At 64.9% G+C, this 25376-nt stretch carries 22 protein-coding genes and 1 pseudogene; 12 read left to right on the top strand and 11 right to left on the bottom strand.

The features are described from left to right. Positions 1–30 precede the first annotated feature (30 nt). From mmsA to AL072_RS30945, 4 genes are all read left to right on the top strand, one after another. Positions 31–1638: a multiple monosaccharide ABC transporter ATP-binding protein gene (mmsA, locus tag AL072_RS30960; protein ID WP_144428428.1), complete on the top strand. Its 1608-nt coding sequence runs from the start codon at positions 31–33 to the stop codon at positions 1636–1638. Then, a complete protein-coding gene (gene mmsB, locus AL072_RS30955; protein WP_045584801.1) occupies positions 1635–2834 on the top strand; it encodes a multiple monosaccharide ABC transporter permease in 1200 nt (399 codons plus the stop codon). The genes mmsA and mmsB overlap by 4 nt, the downstream gene beginning before the upstream one ends. Before the next feature lie 62 nt (positions 2835–2896). Then, positions 2897–3847 carry a Gfo/Idh/MocA family protein gene (locus tag AL072_RS30950; protein ID WP_045584800.1) on the top strand — a complete coding sequence of 317 codons (951 nt, stop codon included), beginning with the start codon at positions 2897–2899 and terminating at the stop codon, positions 3845–3847. 79 nt (positions 3848–3926) lie between these two features. Further along, the gene (locus AL072_RS30945; protein ID WP_045584799.1) at positions 3927–5765 is read left to right on the top strand and encodes an IlvD/Edd family dehydratase; all 1839 of its coding nucleotides are present in this window, start codon (positions 3927–3929) and stop codon (positions 5763–5765) included. 124 nt (positions 5766–5889) lie between these two features. Here the strand turns inward: AL072_RS30945 and AL072_RS30940 are convergent, their stop codons facing one another. Then, complete coding sequence (locus AL072_RS30940; protein WP_045584798.1) at positions 5890–6843, bottom strand: AraC family transcriptional regulator; 954 nt, start codon at positions 6841–6843, stop codon at positions 5890–5892. 350 nt (positions 6844–7193) lie between these two features. Between AL072_RS30940 and AL072_RS30935 the strand changes: the two genes are divergently transcribed. Beyond that, a complete protein-coding gene (locus AL072_RS30935) occupies positions 7194–8108 on the top strand; it encodes an SDR family oxidoreductase (RefSeq protein ID WP_045584797.1) in 915 nt (304 codons plus the stop codon). A 202-nt stretch (positions 8109–8310) separates the two neighbouring features. Here AL072_RS30935 and AL072_RS33925 read toward each other — a convergent pair whose 3' ends face one another. The 3 genes from AL072_RS33925 to AL072_RS30925 all read right to left on the bottom strand — a co-directional run bounded on the left by AL072_RS33925 (position 8311) and on the right by AL072_RS30925 (position 9885). Next, positions 8311–8733, bottom strand: a complete 423-nt coding sequence (locus AL072_RS33925; RefSeq protein ID WP_200909976.1) for a type II toxin-antitoxin system PemK/MazF family toxin — start codon at positions 8731–8733, stop codon at positions 8311–8313. 39 nt (positions 8734–8772) lie between these two features. Next, positions 8773–9300, bottom strand: a complete 528-nt coding sequence (locus tag AL072_RS35060) for a helix-turn-helix domain-containing protein (protein ID WP_158511115.1) — start codon at positions 9298–9300, stop codon at positions 8773–8775. A 192-nt stretch (positions 9301–9492) separates the two neighbouring features. Further along, positions 9493–9885, bottom strand: coding sequence for a hypothetical protein (locus AL072_RS30925; protein WP_045584796.1), 393 nt, complete (start codon positions 9883–9885; stop codon positions 9493–9495). A 719-nt stretch (positions 9886–10604) separates the two neighbouring features. Between AL072_RS30925 and AL072_RS30920 the strand changes: the two genes are divergently transcribed. Then, entirely contained in the window at positions 10605–11699 is a 1095-nt protein-coding gene (locus AL072_RS30920; RefSeq protein ID WP_045584795.1) for a tyrosine-type recombinase/integrase, read from the top strand. 211 nt (positions 11700–11910) lie between these two features. On the opposite strand, the gene AL072_RS30915 is transcribed toward AL072_RS30920, so the two are convergent. The 4 genes from AL072_RS30915 to AL072_RS30900 are packed head-to-tail and all read right to left on the bottom strand — an operon-like array spanning position 11911 to position 16463. Continuing rightward, the gene (locus AL072_RS30915; protein ID WP_144428427.1) at positions 11911–12633 is read right to left on the bottom strand and encodes a hypothetical protein; all 723 of its coding nucleotides are present in this window, start codon (positions 12631–12633) and stop codon (positions 11911–11913) included. Then, positions 12618–13841 (bottom strand): hypothetical protein, encoded by a 1224-nt coding sequence (locus AL072_RS30910; protein ID WP_045584793.1) that lies wholly within the window; start codon positions 13839–13841, stop codon positions 12618–12620. Before AL072_RS30910 ends, AL072_RS30915 begins: the two co-directional genes overlap by 16 nt. A gap of 40 nt (positions 13842–13881) precedes the next feature. Then, a complete protein-coding gene (locus tag AL072_RS30905; RefSeq protein WP_045584792.1) occupies positions 13882–15813 on the bottom strand; it encodes a hypothetical protein in 1932 nt (643 codons plus the stop codon). Continuing rightward, positions 15810–16463: a hypothetical protein gene (locus AL072_RS30900; protein ID WP_045584791.1), complete on the bottom strand. Its 654-nt coding sequence runs from the start codon at positions 16461–16463 to the stop codon at positions 15810–15812. Before AL072_RS30900 ends, AL072_RS30905 begins: the two co-directional genes overlap by 4 nt. 203 nt (positions 16464–16666) lie before the next feature. Here AL072_RS30900 and AL072_RS30895 point away from each other — a divergent pair. Next, positions 16667–17352, top strand: a pseudogene (locus AL072_RS30895) (IS6 family transposase). Positions 17353–17396: 44 nt separating this feature from the next. Further along, entirely contained in the window at positions 17397–17867 is a 471-nt protein-coding gene (locus AL072_RS30890; protein ID WP_200909975.1) for a hypothetical protein, read from the top strand. A 113-nt stretch (positions 17868–17980) separates the two neighbouring features. Here AL072_RS30890 and AL072_RS30885 read toward each other — a convergent pair whose 3' ends face one another. The 3 genes from AL072_RS30885 to AL072_RS30875 all read right to left on the bottom strand — a co-directional run bounded on the left by AL072_RS30885 (position 17981) and on the right by AL072_RS30875 (position 21288). Beyond that, positions 17981–18838, bottom strand: coding sequence for an aldo/keto reductase (locus AL072_RS30885; protein WP_045584789.1), 858 nt, complete (start codon positions 18836–18838; stop codon positions 17981–17983). Between the two features lie 23 nt (positions 18839–18861). Continuing rightward, the gene (locus AL072_RS30880) at positions 18862–19839 is read right to left on the bottom strand and encodes an aldo/keto reductase (RefSeq protein ID WP_045584788.1); all 978 of its coding nucleotides are present in this window, start codon (positions 19837–19839) and stop codon (positions 18862–18864) included. A gap of 72 nt (positions 19840–19911) precedes the next feature. After that, a complete protein-coding gene (locus AL072_RS30875; protein WP_200909974.1) occupies positions 19912–21288 on the bottom strand; it encodes an MFS transporter in 1377 nt (458 codons plus the stop codon). Between the two features lie 218 nt (positions 21289–21506). On the opposite strand from AL072_RS30875, the gene AL072_RS30870 reads away from it, so the two are divergent. From AL072_RS30870 to AL072_RS30855, 4 genes are all read left to right on the top strand, one after another. Continuing rightward, positions 21507–22403, top strand: coding sequence for a LysR family transcriptional regulator (locus tag AL072_RS30870; protein ID WP_045584787.1), 897 nt, complete (start codon positions 21507–21509; stop codon positions 22401–22403). 142 nt (positions 22404–22545) lie between these two features. After that, positions 22546–23628 (top strand): alpha/beta hydrolase, encoded by a 1083-nt coding sequence (locus AL072_RS30865; protein ID WP_200909973.1) that lies wholly within the window; start codon positions 22546–22548, stop codon positions 23626–23628. A gap of 161 nt (positions 23629–23789) precedes the next feature. Next, entirely contained in the window at positions 23790–24812 is a 1023-nt protein-coding gene (locus AL072_RS30860) for an alpha/beta hydrolase (RefSeq protein ID WP_200909972.1), read from the top strand. A gap of 106 nt (positions 24813–24918) precedes the next feature. Then, positions 24919–25347 carry a carboxymuconolactone decarboxylase family protein gene (locus AL072_RS30855; RefSeq protein ID WP_200909971.1) on the top strand — a complete coding sequence of 143 codons (429 nt, stop codon included), beginning with the start codon at positions 24919–24921 and terminating at the stop codon, positions 25345–25347. The last annotated feature ends 29 nt before the right edge of the window (positions 25348–25376 follow it).

The following is a 25376-nucleotide window of genomic DNA, read 5'->3' as shown; positions in this document are numbered from 1 at the left end:
GCGTGTCCGCCGGGGCGACAGCGGGGTATCATGGACAGCATTCTTGAGATGCGCGGCATCACCAAGACGTTTCCGGGCGTCAAGGCGCTCGACGACGTCAACCTCTCGGTCCGCGAGGGCGAGATCCACGCGCTGATCGGCGAGAACGGCGCCGGCAAATCGACGCTGATGAAGGTGCTGAGCGGCGTCTATCCGCATGGAAGCTACGACGGCGAGATCCGCTTCCGCGGGCAGCCGGTCTCCTTCCGCGGCATCGCCGACAGCGAGACGCTGGGCATCATCATCATCCACCAGGAGCTGGCGCTGGTCCCGCTGCTGTCGATCGCCGAGAACCTGTTCCTCGGCAACGAGCAGGCCCACAAGGGATTTTTCGGGCGTGGCGTGATCGACTGGGTCGCCGCCACCGCGCGGGCGCGCGAGCTGCTGCGCACGGTCGGCCTGACCGAGTCTCCGGAAACCCTGATCACCGACATCGGCGTCGGCAAGCAGCAGCTGGTGGAGATCGCCAAGGCGCTGTCCAAGCAGGTCAAGCTGCTGATCCTGGACGAGCCGACCGCCAGCCTGAACGAGAGCGACAGCGACGCCCTGCTGGCCCTGCTGCTGCGCTTCCGGGAGCAGGGCATCTCCTCCATCCTGATCTCGCACAAGCTGAACGAGATCGCCAAGGTCGCCGACCGCGTCACCATCCTGCGCGACGGCACCACGGTCGAGACGCTGGACTGCCACCACGGCCCGATCAGCCAGGACCGCATCATCAAGGGCATGGTCGGCCGCGACCTCGCCGACCGCTACCCCCGCCGGACCGGCAATCCCGACGACATCCGCTCCAGGGACATCCTGTTCGAGGTGAAGGGCTGGAGCGCCGACCATCCCATCCATCCCGGCCGCCGCGTCGTCAAGGACGTCGACCTGCATGTGCGCCGGGGCGAAGTGGTGGGCATCGCCGGGCTGATGGGGGCAGGCCGCACCGAATTCGCCATGAGCCTGTTCGGCCGCTCCTGGGGCCGCAACATTCGCGGCCGCGCCTTCCTCGGCGGGCGCGAGGTCGACCTGTCGACCATCCGCAAGGCGATGGACAGCGGCCTTGCCTATGCCACCGAGGACCGCAAGCATTACGGCCTCGTGCTCGACAACGACATCCGCCACAACGTGACGCTGGCCAACCTCGACGGCGTGGCCAAGCGCGGCGTCATCCACCACGAGCGCGAGATCGAGGTGGCCAACGACTTCCGCCGCCGCCTGCGCATCCGCTGTTCGGACGTGTTCCAGCACACCGTCAACCTGTCCGGTGGCAACCAGCAGAAGGTCGTGCTCAGCAAATGGCTGTTCGCCGACCCGCAGGTGCTGATCCTGGACGAGCCGACCCGCGGCATCGACGTCGGCGCCAAGTACGAGATCTACACCATCGTCAACCAGCTGGTGGCCGAGGGCCGCGGCGTCATCCTGATCTCGTCGGAACTGCCGGAGCTGCTCGGCGTCGCCGACCGCATCTATGTGATGAACGAAGGCGCGCTCGTCGCCGAGATGCCGGCGGCCGAGGCCAGCCAGGAAAAGATCATGCACGCCATCATGTCGTCGTCGTCGCGCGGCGCCTCCATCAACGCCGCCGCAAATCCCGCCGGGGAGTCCCTGCAATGAGCGCCGAACTGAACCTGCCCGCGCAGCAGCCCCGCCAGGCCTCGATGGCCCGCTTCCTGAAAAGCCACATGCGCGACTACGGCATGCTGATCTCGCTGCTGGCGATCGTGGCCTTCTTCCAGTACATGACCGGCGGCACGCTGCTGCAGCCGCTGAACCTGACCAATCTCGTTCTCCAGAACAGCTACATCGTCATCATGGCGCTGGGCATGCTGCTGGTGATCGTCGCCGGGCACATCGACCTGTCGGTCGGCTCGATCGTCGGCTTCATCGGCGCGCTGGCCGCCATCCTGATGGTGCAGTTCCACCTGCATTTCGTGCCCACCGCCATCCTCTGCCTGCTGGCCGGCGCCGCCATCGGCGCGGCCCAGGGCTATTGGGTCGCCTATTTCCGGATTCCCTCCTTCATCGTGACGCTGGCCGGCATGCTGGTGTTCCGCGGCCTCAGCCTCGCGCTGCTGGCAGGCCAGTCGGTCGGCCCCTTCCCGGTGGAGTTCCAGCGCCTCAGCTCCGGCTTCATCCCCGACCTCTTCGGCACCGCCGGCTTCCACACCACGACGCTGCTGCTCTGCCTCGCGACGCCGGCGATCATGATCGGCTTCAGCATCGCCGCCCGGCTGCGCCGCCAGCGCTTCTCCATCGAGCAGGAGCCGCTGCCGCTGTTCGCGCTGAAGAGCGCCGGGCTGTTCGCGGTGGTCGCCTACATCGGCTGGCTGCTGGCCTCCTACAAGGGGCTGCCGAACGTCCTGATCATCATGGCGCTGCTGATCGGCATCTATGCCTTCGTCACCCGCGACACCACCATCGGCCGGCGCGTCTACGCGCTGGGCGGCAACGAGAAGGCGGCCAAGCTGTCGGGCATCGACACCCGCCGGCTCTCCTTCTACACCTTCGTCAACATGGGCGTCCTGGCCGCGCTTGCCGGCCTGATCTTCGCAGCCCGGCTCAACACCGCCACGCCGAAGGCCGGCGTCTCGTTCGAGCTCGACGTGATCGCCGCCTGCTTCATCGGCGGCGCCTCGGCCTCGGGCGGCGTCGGCCGGGTGACGGGTGCGGTGATCGGCGCCTTCATCATGGGCGTGATGAACAACGGCATGTCGATCGTCGGCATCGGCATCGACTGGCAGCAGGTGATCAAGGGTCTGGTGCTGCTCGCCGCCGTCTGCTTCGACGTCTACAACAAGGGCAAGGCCTGACGCGGCTTCCGGGACTTCGCTTCCCCCGCCGCGCCTTCCCTTCCCCGACCGGACATATCGCCATGACGCTCCCCACCCTCGGACTTGTCGGTCTGGGAAAGATCGCCCGCGACCAGCATATCCCCGCCATTGCCGCCACCGGCCTGTTCCAGCTTGCCGCCGTGGTCAGCCCGGATGGCGCCACCACCGACGGCGCTCCCACCTTCCGCTCCCAGGCGGAGATGCTGGCGGCGCTGCCCGGCCTCGACGCGGTGGCGCTCTGCACGCCGCCCGCCGTCCGCCACGGGCTGACGGTCGAGGCTCTGCGCGCCGGCAAGCATGTCCTGATCGAGAAGCCGCCCGCCGCCACCCTGTCGGAGCTTCACGATCTGGTGGCCGAGGCGCAGACCGCCGGGCGCACCCTGTTCACCGCCTGGCATTCCCGCTTCAACCCGGCGGTGGCGGAGACGCGGGCGCGGCTGGCGGATGCCGACATCCGCGGCGTCGCCATCACCTGGAAGGAGGATGTGCGGCGCTGGCACCCCGGCCAGGACTGGATCTTCGCGGCCGGCGGCTTCGGCGTCTTCGATCCCGGCATCAACGCCCTGTCGATCCTGACCGCGATCCTGCCCGCCCCGGTCTTCGTGCGCGCCGCCGAGCTGCATGTCCCCGCCAACCGCGACACCCCCATCGCCGCGACGCTGGAGATGGCCGCCGCCCCAACTGGCGCCCCTGGCACCGCCATCGGCCGGGTGACCGCCGACTTCGACTTCCTCCAGCAGGGCGAACAGAGCTGGTCCATCGCCATCGACACGGCGGACGGGCGCCTCGACCTGACCCATGGCGGCACCCGCCTGACGGTGGACGGCGTGCCGGCGCTGGCCGAGCCCGACACCGAATACCAGCGCATCTACCGCCATTTCCACCGGCTGATCGCCGACGGGGCGAGCGACGTCGACGCCCGCCCGCTGTCCCTGGTCGCCGACGCCTGTCTGGTCGGGCGCTGGCGCAGCACCGCCGCCTTCGACTGGTGACGCCGCCGCCGCGGCCTTCTTCCCCAAACTCCGGCGCCGGCGGCCACCGCCCCGCGCCCCAACCAGAACCGGTGTCGTCATGACCGATCCGACCCCCACCTCCCCCGCCCCCTTCGCCGACCCGACTTCCGGTCCAGAGCGTCGGCTGCGGTCGCGCGCGTGGTTCGACAACCCCGCCAACCCCGACATGACGGCGCTGTATCTCGAACGCTACCTGAATTTCGGCCTGACCCGGGAGGAGCTGCAATCCGGTGCGCCGATCATCGGCATCGCCCAGACCGGGTCCGACCTCAGCCCGTGCAACCGCCACCACATCGTGCTGGCCGAGCGGCTGCGCGAGGGAATCCGTACCGCCGGCGGCATCGCCATCGAGTTTCCCGTCCACCCGATCCAGGAGACCGGCAAGCGGCCGACCGCCTCGATCGACCGCAACCTCGCCTATCTCGGCCTCGTGGAGGTGCTGCACGGCTATCCGCTCGACGGCGTGGTGCTGACCATCGGCTGCGACAAGACCACGCCGGCCTGCCTGATGGCGGCGGCGACCGTCAACATCCCGGCCATCGCGCTGTCGGTCGGCCCGATGCTGAACGGCTGGTTCCGCGGCGAGCGCACCGGCTCGGGCACCATCGTGTGGAAGGCCCGCCAGATGATGGCGGCCGGCGAGATCGACTATCAGGGCTTCATCGAGCTGGTGGCGTCCTCGGCCCCTTCCACCGGCTACTGCAACACGATGGGCACCGCCTCGACCATGAATTCGCTGGCGGAGGTGCTGGGCATGCAGCTCCCCGGATCGGCCGCGATCCCCGCCCCCTACCGCGAGCGCCAGCAGGCCGCCTACGAGACCGGCAAGCGCATCGTCGAGATGGTGCGCCAGGACATCAAGCCCTCGGACATCCTGACCCGCGAGGCCTTCCTCAACGCCATCGTCGTCAATTCGGCCATCGGCGGCTCGACCAACGCGCCGATCCACATCAACGCCATCGCCAAGCACATCGGCGTGCCGCTGACGGTGGACGACTGGCAGGCCCACGGGCTTGAGGTGCCGCTGCTGGTCAACCTCCAGCCGGCCGGCGAGTATCTCGGCGAGGATTTCCACCGGGCCGGCGGCGTCCCGGCGGTGGTGTCGCAGCTGATGCGCCGGGGGCTGATCCGCGAGGACGCGCCCAACGTCAACGGCCGGACCATCGGCGAGAATTGCCGGACCGCCGAGACCCTCGACACCCGGGTGATCTATCCGATCGACGAGCCGATGAAGATCAACGCCGGCTTCGTCGTGCTGCGCGGCAACCTGTTCAACGCCGCCATCATGAAGACCAGCGTGATCTCCGAGGAGTTCCGCGAGCGCTACCTGTCCAATCCCAAGGATCCGGAAGCGTTCGAGGGCAAGGTCGTCGTCTTCGACGGGCCGGAGGACTACCATCACCGCATCGACGATCCCACGCTCGGCATCGACGCCTACACCATCCTGGTGATCCGCGGCGCCGGCCCGCTGGGATATCCCGGTGCGGCGGAGGTGGTGAACATGCGCCCCCCCGCCGAGCTGATCAAACAGGGCGTCCATTCGCTGCCCTGCATCGGCGACGGGCGGCAGTCCGGCACCTCGGGCTCGCCCTCGATCCTCAACGCGTCGCCGGAGGCGGCGGCCAATGGCGGCCTCGCCCTGCTGCGCAGCGGCGACCGGGTGCGCATCGACCTGCGGCGCGGCAGCGCCGACATCCTGCTGTCCGAGGCGGAGCTGGCCGACCGCCGCGCCGCGCTGGAGGCGGCGGGCGGCTACCCCTCCCCGCCGTCGCAGACTCCGTGGCAGGAGATCCAGCGCGGCATCGTCGACCAGCTCGACGAGGGCATGGTGCTGAAGCCGGCGGTGAAGTACCAGCGCGTCGCCCAGACCATGGGCATCCCGCGCGACAACCACTGAGCCGCGACCGCCAACCGCCCCCTCTCCCGCCCCGGGATATCCCCCTCTCCCCCCCGGGGAGAGGGTCGGGGTGAGGGGGAAGCACCGCGTGCCCCCCCGGGAATCCCCGCCGCGCGCCCCCCTCTCAATCCCCCAAAGCCGCAGCCGATGCCCCGGCGCCCCTGCGGCCATAGTGCCGCGGCGAGCAGCCCATCACCCGCTTGAAGGCGGCGCTGAAGGCGCTTTCCGAGTCATAGCCGAGCGACAGCGCGATGCCCGACACCGGCTCGGCGGTGCGGGCCAGCCGGTCGCCGGCCAGCAGCATGCGCCAGCGCGTCAGATACTCCATCGGCGAGGCGCCCACCGTCTCCTTGAACCGCAATGCGAAGGTGGAGCGCGACATCCCCACCCGGCCGGCCAGCTCCTGCAGGGTCCAGCGGTGCGCCGGGTCGCCGTGCAGGGCGCCGATGGCCGCCGCCATCCGCTTGTCGGCCAGCGCGAACAGCCAGCCGACGCCGCCGCCGGCCGCCCCGCCGTTCAGATGCTGGCGCAGCGCCTGGATCAGCATCATGTGGGCGAGATGGCGGATGGTCAGCACGCCGCCGGGCTGCCCGTCCCGCAGTTCCAGCATCATCCGTTCCACCGACCAGCGCATGGCGCCGCCGTCGGCGCCCGCGCGGATGTGCAGGACTGGCGGCAGCATCCGCAACAGGATCCCGGCATGCTCGCCGGCCACCAGGAACCGGCTGCTGACGACCAGGCATCCGCCGCCGCCGTTATAGGTGACCACGCCGCCCGCCCGCGCCGGCCGGAAGATCCCGGCCACGTCGACCGGCGGCACGGCGGGATCGCTGGCCATCCGGAACGCCCGCCCGCCGGGCAGCAAAAACCCGTCGCCCGGCTCCAGCAGCAGCGGCTCGGGCTGCCCGTCCACCACCAGCCAGCAGCGCCCCGTCACCACCGCCCCGCATTTGATCGCGCGCTCCTGCAGGGGAAAGCGGATCGCCCAGTCGCCCCCGGCATCCAGCCCGGCGGACATGTGGTTTTCCGGCTTCAGCAGCGACAGCACATCGGACAGCGGGTCGGACAGCGGTTCCATGGCACATTCCGGACGATCACGACAGTATTCCAGACGTTACAGCATGGATCGTATCGCGCAAATCGGTATCGTCAGCTCCAGGGCAACGAGGTCAGGTTAACAGGACTGGTTGTAAGCCCTCTCCCCCCCGGGGAGAGGGTTGGGTGAGGGGGCAGCGCGGTCGGAACGACTGCGCCAGGGGATTGCCAAGGGGCAGTATGCCCCTTGGCGGCGCGCGATCCGCGCGCCGGCCCCCTCACCCTCCCCGGGGGAGAGAAGGCAATCCGCTGCTGCCGTCAACCTGACTTCGCTCTGCCGTCAGCCAAGCGCCGCAGATGCGGCGATACCGCAAGGACCATGAGGAGAGGACGATGCGCGTATTCGTAACGGGGGCCACGGGATTGGTCGGCTCGGCAGTCGTCGCGGAGCTGGTCGCCGCCGGCCACCGGGTTCTTGGGCTTGCCCGCACCGAGGCGGCGGCGAGCGCCCTGGAGGCGGCGGGAGCCGAGCCGCACCGGGGCGGCCTGGACGACCTCGACAGCCTGCGCGCCGGAGCCGCCGCGGCGGACGGCGTGATCCACACCGCCTTCAACCATGATTTCTCGCGCTACAAGGAGAGTTGCGAGGCCGACCGCCACGTGATCGACGCCTTCGGCGACGTGCTCGCCGGGTCGGGCCGCCCGCTGATCGTGACCTCCGCGGTCGGGCTGCTCGGCTCGGTCCGGCTGGCGACCGAGGAGATGGTGCCGCCCTCCGGCCCCGGCGCCCTGCCCCGCGTCGCGTCGGAGGAGGCCGCCGCCTCGGTCGCGGCGCGGGGTGTGCGGGTGTCTGTGATGCGGCTGCCGCCGTCGGTGCATGGCGACGGCGACCACGGCTTCGTTCCCCTGCTGATCGGCATGGCGCGCGAGACGGGGGTTTCCGCCCATATCGGCGAGGGTCTGAACCGCTGGTCCGCCGTGCACCGGCTGGACGCCGCCCGCCTCTACCGTCTGGCGCTTGAACGGGCAGAGGGCGGGGGTGAGGGCGAGGGCGGAGCCTGCTACCATGCCGCCGCCGAGGAGGGCGTTTCCTTCCGGGAGATCGCCGCGGTGATCGGCCGCCGGCTGGGCGTGCCGGTTGTCGCCAAGTCCGGCGAGGAGGCCGCCGCCCATTTCGGCTGGTTCGCCCATTTCGCCGCGCTGGACTGCCCGACCTCCAGCGCCTGGACGCGCGCCCGGCTGGGCTGGCAGCCGACCGGGCTGGGGCTGATCACCGATCTCGACCACGACCGCTATTTCGGCGGGTGACATCGTTGCGCCGTTTGGGTGGTCACGCCTTGTCCGGAAACCCGTTGGGAGCGGGTATTTCCGAACGGATTTCGAGGCGTACTTGCTGAAAAGACGAAGGGGAGCCGTCACCGGCTCCCCTCGCATTTGAATCTCGTCAGCCGTACGGCCTCGGATCGGTGGACACCAGCTCACACCGGGCCACACCCATAATGTGGGCGATTCAGTGAGAACCGTCAAGGACCGGGGGAAGCTTCGGCAGCCAGTCTAGCACCTTGGCGAGAATGGGATGGAACTCGGCTTCTGTAAGCCGTGGAACCTTGCCTTTGACCGAGGACAGCCGGGCCGGAGACACTGTGAGAAGATGATTGCAGACGGCCCAAGCCTCAATGTTCGCATCCACATAATTAACCGTGAGCTTGTGCGCCCACCGATTTCCCGCCTGCGGTTTTGTCGTGAGTGGTACGACCAAGCACGGGGTGTGCAGCATATTTTTGTAAGAGATGACGATCACCGGCCGCCGCTTCCAGAACTCTGGCTTCACGGCGTCGGTCCATAGATCGCACCAATACAGGTTCCGGATAGCTGGAGCGGCCTTGATGACAATTGCCCGTTCCTTGGCATCGGCTTCATCGATAAAGGTCAATATTGGAAACCTTATGGGAAGGGTTCGATCCGGCTGTCATCAAACGAGGTGGGGTGGAAAGTCATCATGGCTTAGGTAAATTCGTCCATCTGGCGCTGCGCCCCGGGCATCAATCGCTCGGGCAGCTGCCTGAAGAATGTGGTCGCGGTATTTTTCGTACAAACGCAAATATGCGCCCTCCGTTTGATGTTCGGAATGGCGGCCAATGTCATCCAATATGTCACGAGTTACGAAGACGGCGTATTCCTTCCCTCGCCATTCGACGTTTATCAAAAGCTCGTTCCACGATCCGAATTTTTTCGGCCAACGCAGCAAATTCGGTATGCGCGCCAAAATTCGCACTCCGGGTCCATAGTCACCCTCGCTGTCAAGGAAGACCACACCGGCGCCTTCCAGCGCGTCACGGAGCGGTTTCAATCCACCGACGATACCGCCGCGCCGCTCCTTTTCGTAATCGCGCACGGTGCTCAAGCTGACACCGGCCTTTTCCGCAAGCTGCTCTTGCGTCCAGTTGACCAAAGCGCGTCCCGCGCGGATCTGAGCCGGGGTGAGAAGAGAGGTTGACATGATAATCCATGCCCCATGACTAACGATTTTATCCATTATTAATCAACGATAATCGTCTGTCAACGATCAACGGTCTGATTTGAACGCGCATGGGGTCACCACACGGAAGTGCACAGATTGTCCGGCCACACTGGAAACGTCCGGAAAAGCCCGAGAGCGCCTATGTGCCTTCGGGCCACTTCCGGCCGGTCGTCAGAAGACGATGCGACTGCCAACGCGGCACTGGCTCCTGGCAAAGGGGATCTGGCTGTTGGAATAGGTGGCCAGGGTGGCGCCACCATGGTCGTTGCTGATGGCCAAGATATAGGTGGTGGTGTTGCCCATCACGGCCGAGTTGTAGAACTTGAGGGTAATCAGGTGCTCGTTAGGGATCTCGACGCTGACGTTTGCCGGCTCGCCGGACGGTTCGATCACTTGGCCGGCGGGGACGGCCGGGTCGACCACGAAGGTCAGCGGCCCGAGCTGAGCCGGCTGCCCGTTGTTATCGGTATAGCTGAAGGGACCGCAGACGAGGGTGCGCGGCGCGGCGACAGCCGGGACGGCGACGGTAGCGAGGAGGGTGGCGGCGAGAAGAAGCGTGCGCATGGTGTCCTTGCAATCTGAAAGTTCGGTGGATTGATGCCACCGTTCCGGAGGGTTCCGGGGCAAGCGGCTGCCGGAGCGCGTTTTTCTGGGCGGCGGCACCCGCTGCACACACAAGATGGCACAGAGCATATGAAAAAATTGTTCCTGTTCTGATCTTTTTGCGCGGTCCCAGCGCTGCGGAATGAGTCCGGCGAGCAGCACCGGGAGGCCAGGTCAGCGGGAAACGAATTTCAACCTTTGGGCGCCGGCCGATGGCGGATCAAGCACAAGATGTTGATTCCGGCCCGGCCGGCGGGCCGGCGATAAATTCCCGTGGCACGCGAAGGCAAGCGTTGCCAACGGGTTACAGATCCACAACCCGAACAGCCTTGGGCGTTATGACAAGCACAGCTGTCGGTTTTGCGGGATCGCTGGACTCAAGCCTGAGATCCCGGAAAACGGCTGAATTCCGGCCCAGGATCGCTGGACAGGCAGTGCCAGGATCACTGGACTCGAACCGCAATCGGTGGACAGGTTCCGTCCCTCAGACCCGCCCGGCACCCCCTTCAGGACCGCATTTCCGCCACGGCAGGCTGGTTGGCGGCCCGCTGCGGCCGAGGTCGATTGCGGCAACTTTGATTCCGTCCGACAAGCGGCATTTTCGGACGGAACCCTTGCGTGCAGCACCGCGATCCCGCATCCTCCGCGCGAACCACCCTCGATGCCGCCCCGGAGCCCCGATGTCCGACGATCCCATGACCGACGTCCGCCTGGACGGGGAGGGCGCCGCCTGGCCGGATCCGGACGCCGGCGTCGCCGTCGAGACCGGGCTGTTCGGCCGCCTCGTCGTCCCCGCCGACCCGGCGCGCGCCGCCGAATTCCGCGAACTGGCCGGGCAGGCCGCCGCCTGGGCGACGCGGGCGCGGGGCCCGGGCACCCTGCGCGCCTACCGCTCCGCCTGGACCCAATACACCGCCTGGTGCGCGCGCCTCGGCTTCGCCCCGCTGACCGGCGAGGCCGAGATCATCGGCCTCTACCTGGTCAAGGCCGCCGAGCGCCTCACCGTGCCGACGCTGCGCGTCCACCTCGCCGCCATCGCCACCGCCCACCGCCTCGCCGGCGTGCCGGTCGACCTCAAGCACCCGCGCATCGCGCTGGTGCTCGACGGTCTCGCCCGCGGTCAGGCCAATCGCACCGTGCGACAGGCCGCCCCCATCCTGCTCGACGCCCTGCCGCGGCTGCTCGCCGCCCAGCCGGACGGAGCGCTGGGCGTGCGCAATCGTGCCATGCTGCTCATCGGTTACGGTGCCGCCCTGCGCCGCAGCGAGCTGGTGGCGCTTCGGGTGGCGGACGTCGTCCGCATCCCCGGTCGCGGCGTCGAAGTGACGGTGCGCCGCTCCAAGACCGACCAGCACGGGCGCGGCGACGGCGTGGCCATCTGGGCGGCGACCACCCCGGCGCTATGCGTGCTGCGCACCCTCGACGCCTGGCTGTCGATGCGTGGCGCGCTCCAGCCCGAGGACTGGCTGTTCTGTGGCGTGCTGAAGAACGGCCGGGTTACCGGCAAGCCGCTGTCCGACAAGGCGGTGGACCGACTGGTGAAGGAAGGCGCGGTCAAGGCCGGCCTGCCCGAGCCGGCGCGCTTCTCCGGCCACAGCTTGCGCGCCGGTCTCGCCACAGCGGCGGCCGAGGAAGAGGCCCAGCTGCACGACATCATGCGCCAGACCCGGCACAAATCCACTGAGGTGGCGCGGCGCTACCTGCGCTCGCGCGACCGCTGGCGCAACAACGTTACCGAAAGGCTCTTCCGTCGGCGGCCAGAGAGTGGGGCCTGACTGAGACGGGCTGCCGCAACGCCGTGCCGAGGCCTCCTGCTGGAGCGCCTGTCCCGCTGACCGCAGCCGAGATAGGGCGCAGCAGAACGAACGGAATGGCGGTGAAAGACCACCCTGGGCACGACGTCCGCAGAGCCGTCCGCGTGGAAAGTGCCATCACGGCGGCAGGCGGCGTGGCTGGGCCAGTATTCATCCGGCTCTGACATATGGTTCAGTTGCGCCCTTTCCCAGGTTGCCTTTTTGGGCCTCCTGAGGTGCGGCGACGGGGCTGGGCCTGATCCGACGGCGAACGTCGATTCCCGGGGATTCTGAGCACGACCACAGAACGGTAGTCGCCGGGAGCGACCCGGTGTCGCTGCACCCCCAGGCAATCCAGAAAGTGCGGATTACCGGGATCGCGCCGGGAAAGGTCCAGGACGGCGAGAACCCCCAGCCTTTTGTCCGTGGCTTGATAGGCGCCGGCTTGACGTAGGAAACCTCGAAGAGAAAAACGTGACCACTTGGGACTCGTCGTTCTTTTGACTTCTATGACAAAGCGGAAGCCGCGTTGCGGGATCTCGATATCCGATCGTCCGGCAACTTTATTCGGCCGCTCCATGTCACAAGAAAGGATGCCGAACAGAAAATTGAATAGATCAAATTGTAGCTCGAACTCATTGGGCTCCTCGCCAGGGGCGCACGCGTCGAGATAGGCGAGCTTGCCGTGCGACGAGGACAAGTCCATGCGTGATCGCAAGAACTTGATGAGGAGAAGGAGCAACCGATTGAACCGGACCCGGACCTCTCCTGCATAATCCCGCGCCAATGTCAGCTTGGACGTGACCTTGACATACAACTCGCGCTCCACGTCATCGAGATCCACCTCGATGAGCACGCGATCCGCCAAAAAGGCCAAGATTGTCGCGCGGTTCGCGTCTGTCAGACCGGCCAGCAACTCGCTTTGGACGTCGCGGGGCCGGGCCACGTCGTCCGCAAGGATTTTCCCGGTGGAGCGCCCAATGAACTCGCGATCGTCGTGATGTTCGTTTGAAGCATCGCGGCGGCGTCAGTTGGCAAGCCGCCCCCGCTCGCCCATCGTTCGACCGCACCCAGCATTCCGTGAACCAGGACGAGGCCTGCTTGGACGGAAGGCTTCGCTGCACTGGAGGCTCCACGCATCACCCCCCGTATTGAGCGATAGAGTCGGACGGCGTCAGCGAGCACGACCGCGGCGTCGGTTCCGGTACAGGACCGACCGCGCGAAACCGCGCTCGTCATATTCTCGATCAGCAGAATCCAGTCCAACTCCGCTTCCGGTGGCGGCTGCAACCACTTCGCCCCAGGGCGCGGCCTGTCCCAGAGTGCCCGGACCACGGCCGTGGTCCGCAACTCCTCCATCACCGCCGCCGTGGGTGGTTCGCCGTGCCGGGCAAGCGAGGAAAGGGCGTCCGTCAACAACCGATAAAGGCGGGCGTCACGGCGATCTTCCGCAGCTTCCTCCGATGTCTGAAACCACCGCGCCGCTTCGTGCAACCCGTCGGCCACCGCGTTGAACGTCGCTCCTTCCAAAGCCTGCCCGAAGGACACCATGCCGCGCTGGAACGCCGCCTCAGAAACGCCCTCGCCGCTGGCCAGTTTTTCGAGCAACTGCACCGCTTCCGAATCATGGAATTGCTCGTACGCCAACGCCGCCAGCCGGCAGAGCATCGCGTTGGCCCACGGCCCTTCCACATCCTCCAGCATCACCACTGAGGCCAATGCGAACCGCGCCCACCGGCTGTCCAGCAGAGCAAGCCTCATCAGCCCCGCAACAGCCTCGATGCGCGCCAAGGGGTCCGAACTCGTGTCCCGCGACCGGACTTCAAGGGCCTGAACGAAGCGTCGCAAATCGGGGGGTGGATTTTCCGCAAGCGCGCCGATCGCATGCGCCAAGACCAGCCGGTCTGGATTGCCCTTGAGCCCATCCGCGATGAGCGCCGACGCGCCGTCAGGATCATCAAGATCCGCCCAGTCGGCAGCTAGTGCCGCCACCACGTCACCGAACATGCGCGAGTGTACAAGAGCCTCCGCCTGGGCAAGCACGGCGTGCTCTCCCAAGTCCTTTAGCCGGATCGGCTCGTCAGCGATCACGCGCCGACGTATTTCCTGCTCGACGGGGCTCATAAGCTGTTGTAGTTCCCGTTACCCCCCATGTCCACGGCTCTTACCAGAGCTTCGCTCCAGACTCCGCTGACAGCATCCGACCAGCGGGAACGGCGGTAGCCGTACGCTCGACGCCGCGGCACGCGACAAAGAGCTGGATACCCGGCACGTCCCGCGCAAGTTCGGCAAGGGTGCCGAGCATGGTTTCCACGTTGGCGTCCTGCATTTCTTCCGCCGTTGGCGAGTCGATGAAGAGCAGGCCGGGATGGCGGCCGGCTCCCAACTGGTGAGCACTCTTGATCAACGCGATGACAGTGGCAATACGCAGCCGCAGCCGTTCACCGGCCGAAAGGCCCCGAAATGTCGACACGCCGCCTCCTTTATGAATGTCCACATTGGCATTTCGCTTGATGACCACGCGTTCGACGTCCGCCATCCCCAGATCGACTACCAGTCTGGCAACCTCATCGCCGGCATGCTTCAAGATCGCGGCGGCGGTCTCATCCACCCGGTCTCCCGCTTCCTCCTCAGCCGCCTTGAGCACTGTGAGATCAACCGCGTCTGCCTGATCTGCCGAGAGGATCTTGCGGACAATCTCCAAAGCTCCTTCAATCCGTGCCCGCTCAATGTGAAGAAGCTGTGCATCGGCAGCCGTTCCTTGTGACGACAACGCGTTCAGCCGAGCGCCGGCCTGCTCCAGCTTTTCCCGCGCGGCTGCCAGGGCTTTTTCGACCTGTACCGTCCCTTGCTTGGCCTTGCGCTCTGCGCGTGTCAGCTCCTCGACTCTCTGTTGCGCCTCGTTGATCTCGGCGTCCACAACAGCGGGGTCGGGCGCTTCGACCTTGCTTGAGCAAACCGAACACCGGCCCTCCACACGCTCCACCTCCCGGCGGTCCTCGGTGATACGCGCGGAGCACCGGGGGCAGCAGGTTGGTGTCAGCCGCCCCAGGAAGGTCGCCGCAGCCTGCTCCTCTTGGAGTGCGAGCAACTCCCGCTGGGCACGGCGCCGTTCGCCATCCGCCCGGTCGACCTCGTCCTCCGCGGAGGCAAGAGCGTTTCGCAGCCGCCGGATCTCCGCGGCGATGCTCTCGTACCGCTCCCGCGCATCGCGCAAATCAGCTTCGGCCCGGCTGCGCGTCGCCCCTTCCGCGATCCGTGCATCGATCCTGGCGAGTTCCTCCTCCAGCGTCTCGATGGATTTCCCACCAAGTGCCTGCAACTGGCGGCGGCGCTGAAGCGCCTCCGCATCGGCAACCCGCCGGCGTGCACGGGCCTGGAAGAGAGTCGTGGCCCACGGCAGTCCCAGGAACACCTGCAGCAAGCGTTGGGTAAGGTCCGTGGTAATAAACTCGCCGATCAGCGCGTCGCTGTCGCTGTCGAACAGAAGGGCGCCGGTGTACGCCAGCCATTTGTCGGAATAAGCGATGGCGCTGTCGCTCCCCAGGGCACGCGCTGCGGCGATCGGCTCGAGGGCCAGAGCGTCCAACATCAGATCGCTCATCAGCCGCTTGAAAGCGTCCGCCGAACCAAAGGGAAGGAGCTGGTGGATCGTGTCGTCAGGGCCAAGGACCGACACCGTACCGGCAATTCCCACTCCGTTGGTCACCTCGAACGCAACGCGAAACCGCTTGTCGCCGGCCGACAGATCTACTTCGACATGGCCGAGCCAGCCGCGAACCGTATCAGTCACCGATTTCGGCGCGCCGCGGATGGCCCAGAGTGCGATTTGAAAGACCGACGATTTGCCTGATCCGTTGTCCGCGCTGGTGATCCCCCAGATGCCGTCGCCATCGGGGGACCAACTGAAATCGATCGGCGCTTCCACCCCATGGATCCGTTTAGTGCCACGAAACGCCACCCGGCGCAGCCTCAAGGATCGGGCCGGTGGCGGCGACGGCGACGGTACCACCGAGTGCCGCTCCAGCACCGCTTCGACCGTCTCGGCCGAAAGGGCGCTCCGACGCGCCACCGCCTCCAGGAAAGTCTCGCTCATGCCGCCTCCTCGCGGAGCTTCGCCAAGCGCGCCAGAACTCGTTCCTTGATTGGCACGATCATGTCGCCGTACTTCGCCCCTTGGTATTCCGCCTGGACATATTGGCGCTTTTTCAACTGGTTGCCGGAGTCATTGCCGGCGACCGACGCGACCAAGGCGGCGCGGTCCCGGTACCAACGCAGCAGCGGGGCCTCGTCCACCAGTTGCGTTCCCAACTCGCGACCTTTCCTGAGCAGGAAGAAGTCCGTCCGCTGAACCTGCCGCTTTTCGCGGTTTACCGATTTTCGAACCTTGGCCAGGCCTAAGCTCTCCAGCGTCGCCATGGCATCATCGATCTGCTCCCAGGCGCCGAACAGGAACCGGAGCATACCGAGTCGCCTGATTTCGGGCTCATCGCCTCCCATCACCTGGTCAGCCGCATGAAAAAACTCCGCGTTCCGAGATGTCTCGAACAGCGTCAAAAGTTCTGCTGCCAAGTAGTCGGGGTTCCGCACCCAGAAATCTAGGGCCTGTAGGCGCTTCTCCGCCTTGATGACACCAACCGCATCCTCCGGCGGATCGCGCCCCGGATCGCTTCCGCACTGATCGAGAATGAAGAGAATGCGCACGGCATTCCGCTTCTGGGCCGTATGGGCTTCGGCGGCTGTCAATGTATCATTCCCGGCACGGACTGGTGGAAACGCTCGACCACAGGGGCTGACGATGCCAGCCCCGTCGGCGACTATACTGAATCCGATATCGCTCTTCGGTCAATCACAACCAGCAAGTGACCCGTTGCGGGTGGACGTTGAAGGTCGAGGGGCCTTGAACGAATTTCAGCAAACCTCGCCCACCTACACATTATTCTCCTCGGATGTCGCCGCTCTCGTATGCCCGCCATCAGTTTCCGCCCGCGATCATCCAGCATGCAATGTGGCTCTATCTCCGCTTCACGCTGAGTTGCCGGGATGTCGAGGAGCTACTGGCCGAACGCGGCGTGGAGGCGTCCTACGAGACCGTCCGCCGCTGGGTCCTGAAGTTTGGGCCGGCAACCTGCGGCGCCTCCGGCCCAAGCCCAGCCCACGCTGGCATCTGGACGAGATGGTGATCAGGGTCAGCGGAAAGCTGATGTACTTGTGGCGGGCTGTCGATGACGAAGGCGAGGTGTTGGAGGTGCTCGTCCAGCGTCGGCGCGATAGGGCCGCAGCCTGCAAGCTGATGCGTAAACTGCTGAAGAAGCACGGTTTCGCACCCACCCAGGTCACCACCGACAAGTTCCGGTCCTATGGGGCCGCCTTCCGCCAACTCGGTCTGACCGCCCACCATGAACAAGGACGGCGAACAAACAACCGCGCCGAGGTCTCACACCAGCCAGTGCGGCGACGAGAGCGCAAGATGCAGCGGTTCAAATCATCGGGTTCCGCCCAGCGCTTCGTCTCTCTGCATGCCGCCGTCTACAACACCTTCAACCTCCAGCGCCACCTGGTCTCCCGCCGCACCCTGCGCACCTTCCGGGCACAGGCCGTGGCCGACTGGCAGGCCGCCACCGCCGCGGCATGAACCAGGTGCGAAGTGCGCAAGTTCTACTTGTCGACTCAGTTGCCGTGACAAAGCCGCAGCGCCAGCTCTATCTGCTGGAGTTGACCCGGACGGCGGAAGAGTGGCTGCCCACCGTGCGGCGGCTCCGGCTGACCCACTCCCCGGCCCGCTCCTGGGCGGCGGTGACGCGGGCGGTGAACGCCAAGCTGCCCCCCGGCCGGCATTGGACCGCCGAACGGCTGCGCCGTGCCGTCCGCGCCTTCGTCGAGGAAGGGCTGGCGGAGAGGGCGCTGCTCGACAAGGCGCCTGCAGTGCGCAGCGACGACCGGCTGATGGTGCTGGTGGCCGGCATCGCCCGGGCGAACCCGACGCTGTCACTCAGAGCCATCGGCGCCCAGCTGGAGGCGATGCGGGAGACCACGCCGCGCGGCGGGCACAGCTGGGCGGCGGCCTCGGTCAAGAACCTGCTGGACCGTGCCCGGGCGCAGGGACTGCTCCTTGCCGGAGCCGCTCCCGCTTCGCCACCGAGAAATTGATCGGGCAGCATGTGCTGCTGCCTTCACTTTGCTGCGGGCATCGCATCCGCCCTCCCGCTGCCGCTCGAACTCATGAGGGCGGGCGGAGCACGTCGCTCACGCCCGCACCGGATTCAGAGCTTTCGGGTACCGAGCCACTTCACCTTCTCGGGATCGCGATGGTCGAAGAAGCTGCTGGCCTTCTGGTCGAGCGTCGTGATCGATGCGATATCATCCTGATCCAACTCGAAATCGAAGATCGCGAAGTTCTCAGCCATGCGCTCCTTGCGCACCGACTTGGGGATGGCGACGATGCCGCGCTGGTTCAGCCAACGCAGCACGACCTGCGCGATGGTCTTGCCGTGCTTCTGACCGATCGACTGGAGCAGCTTGTTCGAGAACAGCCCGTTCTTTCCTTCCGCGAATGGTCCCCATGCTTCGGCCTGGACCTTGTATTCATCCAAGACCGCCTTCGCATCGTCCTGGCTGTGGAAGGGGTGAATCTCGATCTGGTTGACTGCCGGCGTGATCTCGTTGTGAAGCACGAAATCCACGAGCCGGTCGGGGTAGAAGTTGCTGATGCCGATCGCGCGGATGCGGCCGGCGCGGTGTAGCTCCTCCATCGCGCGCCAGGCACCATACACATCGCCATAGGGCTGATGGATCAGCCAGAGGTCGAGATAGTCGAGCTGCAGCTTGTTGAGCGAGCGCTCGAAGGCAGTCTTGGCGCCTTCGTAGCTGGCGTCCTCGATCCACAGCTTGGTGGTGACGAACAGCTCGCGGCGGTCGATTCCATGGTTGCGGATCGCGCTGCCGACCGCCTCCTCGTTTCCATAGGAGGTCGCAGTGTCGAGCAGCCGGTACCCAACCTCGATCGCATCGCGCACACTGCGCTCGCACTCGGCGGGATCGGGCACCTGGAAGACACCGAAGCCGAGACTCGGCATCTCGACGCCGTTGTTCAGCGTCACAGCGGGGATGTTGGTGGTCATGGCCAGTCTTTCTGTTGGGCAGTTCAGCGGTTGATGAAGCGCTGATGTGAGGCGGGGTAGCGCTCGCCTTGAAGCTGGATGCGGTTGAGTGCCTGTTCGATGCGGGTGAGGTCGTCGCTTGTCAGCTCGACGTCGGCACCACCGAGGTTCTCCTCAAGCCGGTGCAACTTGGTGGTGCCGGGGATCGGTACGATCCACGGCCGCTGCGCGAGCAGCCAGGCAAGCGCGATCTGGGCGGGCGTTCGCGACTTTTCCGAGGCGATTGCGGTCACCAGATCGACCAGCGCCTGGTTGGCGGTGAGCGCGTCGGCCTGAAAGCGGGGAACGGTACTGCGGAAGTCATCCTTGGCGAATACCGTCTTAGGGCCGAGCTTGCCGGTCAGGAACCCCTTGCCGAGCGGCGCGAACGGCACGAAGCCGATGCCCAGTTCTTCCAGCAGCGGCAGGATTTCCGCCTCCGGCTCGCGCCAGAACATCGAATATTCGCTCTGGAGCGCGGCGAGCGGCTGCACCGCATGGGCGCGCCTGATTGTCTCGGGCCCCGCCTCGGACATGCCGAAATGCCTCACCTTGCCGGCGTCGATCAGCTCCTTGACGGTGCCGGCTACATCCTCCACCGGCACGTTCGGATCGACACGGTGCTGGTAGAACAGGTCAATCCGGTCGGTGCGCAGCCGCTGAAGCGCCTCGTCGGCCACGTGCCGGATGCGCTCGGGGCGGCTGTCCATGCCGTCCGACGGCAGGCCATTCTTAAAGCCGAACTTGGTCGCAATCACCACCTGATCGCGGACGGGTTCAAGTGCCTCGCCAACGACCTCTTCGTTGAGGCCGGGGCCATAGGCCTCGGCCGTATCGAAGAAAGTGACACCACGCTCGTGCGCGGACCGGATAAGCTTGATGGCATCCCGCCGGTCTGTCGCCGGTCCGTAGCCGTAGCTCAGCCCCATGCAGCCGAGGCCGAGGGCAGACACTTTCAAATTTCCAAGTTTTCTGAACTTCATGCTGATGCTCCTTCGGAAAAACAACAGCCGGCACCGAGCGTCGTGTATCGGGCTGTGGGCAACGGTGGCAGGCTACCGCCGGCCGAACGATGTGAGCGCACCGCCAGATCGGGCGCCCGGAACGGTGCGGAAGGCGATGACCAACGCGAGCACAATCATGGCTGCGGCCGTTGCCATGGCATTCTCGACCCTGTGCGAGAGCAGTCCGACGCCCGTCAGTGTTCCTGAACCGACGACGGCGGCGGCGATCTGGACGCTGAGGCCCAAGGAACTGCCAAGCTGATGGGCGGCGTTGACAAGGCCGGAAGCCGCTCCTGCATCTTCGACGGCAATGTTGGCGATACCGGACGCTGTCAGCGGGCCTAGCGCGCCGCCCTGGCCAACCCCGATCAGCAGCATTGGAAGAGCGAGCCCTCCGAGATAGGTCGTCCCCGAGGAAGCCTGGGCAAGCCATGCCATGCCGATGAGCCCCAGCAACATGCTGCCCACCAACACGTTACGGCCGCCAACCAGCCCAATCAGCCTGGGTGCACCCAATGCGGCCATGAAGTTGACGATCATCGCGGGCATGAAGGCAAGTCCGGCCAGTGCGGGACTATAGCCAAGAACCCCTTGCATCAGTTGGGTAGAGAAGAAGAAGAATCCCATATTCGCGCCGATGAACAACATGCGGGCGGCATAGGCGCCGGAGCGCTCCCGGCTGGCGAACAGTCGCAGGGGCATGATCGGTCGCTTCGCTCGCCATTCGATCAGCACAAAGCCACCCAGCAGCACAACCCCGCCTGCAAGCATCTTGATCGTCAACGGGTCGGACCAGCCCGCAGACGTCGAATTGACGATGCTAAAAACCAGCGCGCTCATCCCGAGCGTCGACGTCAGTGCTCCGGCGAAATCGAAGGTCCCGGACCGCCGCGGAGTTTCACGAATGTGCCTGCGAGCGGCGAGGATCAAGCCAATGCCGATCGGCAGGTTGATGAAGAACCCGACGCGCCACGACAGCCATTCGGCAAGAATGCCCCCGAGCACCAGGCCGATACTGGCCGACACCCCGGCCGCAGAGGCGTAGAAGGAGATTGCGCGTGTCCGCTCGGGGCCGGCCGGAAAGTTGGTTTGCAAAAGCGCGAGAGTCGACGGCGCCAGGATAGCGGAGCCAAGTCCCTGAACCGCTCGCGCCGCAATCAGCCAGTCCGGAGTCTGCGCAAGGCCGATGAGGAGCGACGAGATCGCGAAGATGGTGAGGCCGCCCACAAGCATGCGGCGGCGGCCAAGGATGTCGCCGGCCCGTGCGCCAAGCAGGAGGAAGCCGCCGAAGGTCAGTGTATAGGCGTTGGACACCCAAGAGAGACCGGCATCGGAAAACCCAAGATCGGCATGGATCTTGGGCAGTCCAGTAATGATAATGGAGGTGTCGAGCACGATCATCGCGTAGCTCACCAGAATGATGAGCATTATTCCGTTTCGAATGATCGAGCTATCACTTGGGTGGCTTTGTATCATGGCCTGCGCTAGGCCATAATTTATCTTCTTAACGGTCATACTTCGGCACCTTGCGTGCGGCGGAGACGCATTTCCGGTTTTGGTCTGGCTTGTTGTCTCGTACTGTAGCGCTCGCTCCGGCAAGCGATAATGCGCTATAATTCAAATACGGTGATAAGTAGGTCTAATGAATGGCGCACGATAACTACAACGACCTTGCAGCCTTCGTTCTCGTTGCGAGGGAGCGGAGCTTCACCCGCGGCGCTGCGAAACTCGGTGTGTCGCAGTCGGCCCTCAGCCAGACGATCAAGGGACTGGAGGAACGGCTCGGGATACGACTGCTCAGCCGCACTACCCGAAGTGTCTCGCCCACTGAAGCGGGGGAGCGTTTGTTGCAGACGATCGCTCCCCGGTTCGAGGAGATCGACTTGGAACTGGCGGCACTCAGCGCATTGCGTGGACAACCGGCAGGGACCATCCGTATTACCGCCGGCGAGCACGCAGCCATTTCCGTCCTTCAACCGGCCTTGAAACGCTTCCTTCCGAACCATCCCAACATCAAGATCGAGATCATCATCGACTATGGCTTGGTTGATATCGTGGCCGAAGGGTATGACGCGGGGGTCCGCCTGGGTGAGCAGGTGGCGAAGGACATGATTGCAATTCGCATCGGTCCGGACATGCGCATGGCTGTCGTCGCTTCGCCGGACTATTTCGAGCGCAATCCTCCGCCGAAAACCCCGCAGGATCTGACAGCCCACAACTGCATCAACATGCGGCTTCCCACATATGGTGGATTGTTTCCGTGGGGACTGGAAAAAGACGGTCGTGAGACGAAGGTGCGTGGAGAGGGGCAGCTTGTCTTCAACAGTCTGGCCATGAGGATCAGTTCTGCCCTGGACGGTTTGGGTATCACCTATCTCCCCGAAGATCATGCCCTTCCCTACATTGCAGAGGGCCGGCTGATCCGGGTGTTGGATGATTGGTGCCCACCATTTCCAGGCTATCACCTTTACTATCCCAGCCGCCGGCAGTCATCATCTGCCATGGCTGTCCTGGTTGAGTGCCTCCGCTACCGCGGAAGCTGATACCGCTTATCCATGTAACCCAGTCATCCAGACGCCATTGATTAGGAGTGCTTATAACAGCATCCGCATCTAGCAGCCTAATCAGGAATTGGTTGAGATGCTAACTTCAGGTCGCTCCGGAACCTTGGAAAGGACTGCGACCTTGAACTCATGGAAGTGTCTGCTCGCACCTTTGCTGGTCACCGTGAGCATCCTTGCAAGCCCCGCTGTAATCGCTCAGCAGGCAAGCAAGACCGAGCCTTTGATCATCCAAGAGCAAGGGAGTTTCGCCGTCGGCGGAGCGATATCCTACACGCCCGGAACCTACAGCAACAACGCGCCGACCTCCGCTGGGCAGAGTATCCACGGCGACCATCTCTATGCTTTCTATCAAGTCCCTCAAGCGCCAAAGAGCCTACCCATCGTCATGCTCCATGGCGCCTACCAGTCGGCGCGCAGCTGGGAGACCACAGCGGATGGGCGAGAAGGTTTCCAGAACATCTTTCTGCGGCGGCATTTTCCGGTCTATCTGGTCGATCAGCCGCGCCGTGGACGGGCGGGCAACAGCACCGTCGGCACGACAATCGAGCCGACGCCCTACGACCAGCTCTTCTTCGATCAGTTCCGCCTGGGCATATGGCCGAACTACTTTGATAACGTGCAGTTCGATCGCACGCCTGAGACGCTGGACCAGTTCTTCCGGTCCGTCGTACCGAACACCGGGCCATATGATGCCGGTGTGATCTCGGATGCCATGTCGGCGCTGTTCGCAAAAATCGGCCCTGCTATCCTCTTCACTCATTCCCAGGGCGGCGGTCCGGGCTGGCTGACTGCGATCAAGTCCCCCAACGTCAAAGCGATCGTTGCTTTCGAGCCTGGCAGCGGCTTCATCTTCCCAGCAGGCGAATTGCCCGCGGCGATGCCGAGCGCGGCAGGGACCCTGTCCCCCGAGGCCGTGTCGCTCGCCGACTTCGAGAAGCTCACCCGTGTCCCGGTGATCATTTATTACGGCGACAACTTCCCGGCCGAGCCGACGACCGAGCGTGGACAGGACAACTGGCGGGTGAGGCTCGCCATGGCGCGGCTCTGGGTCGACGCCATCAACAAGCATGGTGGCGACGCCCGGCTGGTGCATCTCCCGCAAATCGGAATTCGCGGTAACACGCACTTCCTGATGTCAGACCTGAACAATGTCCAGATCGCGGACCACGTCTCGCAGTTCCTTGCCGAGAAGAAACTGGACTGACCCGCTTGCGCCGGTCTTCGCGTCTGCATGAACACAGTCTTCCGCCCGAAATTCAAAGAATGGAGTTCGAAATGACCGATGAAGCAATCAACGACGGTAGGCGTGGGTTTCTGGGTGCCTCGGCGCTCGTTCTCTCAGGAGCAATGTTGGGAGTTCTGACAATGACCAGTGCCATTGCTGCTGCCGCCGACTATAAGCAGAATCCGTTTACTCTGGTCTATGACGGCGCGATCACGAAGAACGAGCCGGGCAAGGTCAATATCCATCCAGTGAACTACAGGCTCAACGGCTTGGATATTGTTGCCAACGTCTATACCCCGGCAAACTACGATCCGAACCAGAAATTCCCTGCGATCGTCGTCGCGCATCCGAACGGCGGGGTCAAGGAACAGGTCGCTGGCCTGTATGCCCAGCGCTTGGCGGAACAAGGCTACATCACGATCACCGCCGATGCCGCGTACCAGGGTGGGAGCGGCGGCCAGCCGCGCAGCGTGGACAAACCCGCATTCCGGATCGAAGACATTCACGGTATGGCGGACTTCATCACCCGCTATCCGGGGGTCGATGCCGCGCGACTGGGGGTTTTGGGGATCTGCGGCGGCGGCGGCTACTCGTTGGCAGCGGCGAAAACCGATAAGCGCTTCAAGTCGATTGCGACGCTGAGCATGTTCAACTCAGGACGGGTTCGTCGCAATGGTTATGTGGACTCACAGCTGGCGACCATCCAGGACCGTCTGCAGCAGGCGTCTGCCGCCCGTGCCCAGGAAGCGGCGGGTGGGGCGATCCTTTATTCGGGCGATGCCAACCTGACGGACGCGCAGATTGCCGCGCTGCCGTTTGATCTGTACCGGCAGGGCTACGAATATTACTGGAAGACCCACGCCCATCCTGGCTCCACCTTCAAATACACCACCAGCAGCTTGCTCGACCTGATGCGCTGGGATGCGACCGACCAGATTGACCTTATCAACACGCCGCTGCTGATGATCGCCGGCAGCAAGGCCGACAGCCTGTACATGACCGAGGATGCCTTTTCCAAGGCAACCGGCACCAAGGACAAGGAACTGTTCAAGATCGACGGCGCGACGCACATCGAAACCTACTGGGTTCCCAAATATGTGGAAGTCGCGATGGGGAAACTGGCGCCGTTCTTCGCCCGCACCCTTGTATCCGGCCGCTCGTAACCCCGTTTGATCCCTCGTTAGCAGCGAGTCATCACGAGAAAATTATGGCGAAATGGCGTCCAGGTTCTTGCGGGACGCCGCTTTCCGACCGAGGAGGAGACGCGGAGTGAACAAGCTCACCAGAAATATGCTTGTTGCAGCCAGCCTGCTTCTAACCGCAGGAGTGTCGACCATGGCCAACGCGCAAAGCCAGCCCCCTGCAAGCTCCGTGGTGGCGCCCGCCCAGCAACAGTCGCGCGCGCAGCAACTGATGGGTGACATCGCGCCCAAGCTCGCCGAATTGACTGACGACGTACTGTTCGGCGATATCTGGGAGAGGCCTGGTCTCGCCAAGCGTGACCGCAGCCTGATTACAGTTGCGGCGCTGATTGCGCTAAACCGCCCGGACCAGCTCCGTTCCCACATAGCGCTCGCGCGGCGCAATGGCGTGACCGAACAGGAGATCGTCGAGGCGATCACCCAACTCGCCTTTTACTCGGGATGGCCCAACGCGATCGCCGCGGTTGGCGTTGCCCGCGAGGTTTTCAAAAGGTGATCGGATTGCCACGCCAGCCCGCAATCCAA

It is taken from the genome of Azospirillum thiophilum (genome assembly GCF_001305595.1).
GTDB lineage: Bacteria > Pseudomonadota > Alphaproteobacteria > Azospirillales > Azospirillaceae > Azospirillum > Azospirillum thiophilum.
The sequence above is the reverse complement of the archived record's forward strand: the minus strand, read 5'-3'. Positions and strand labels throughout refer to the sequence as shown.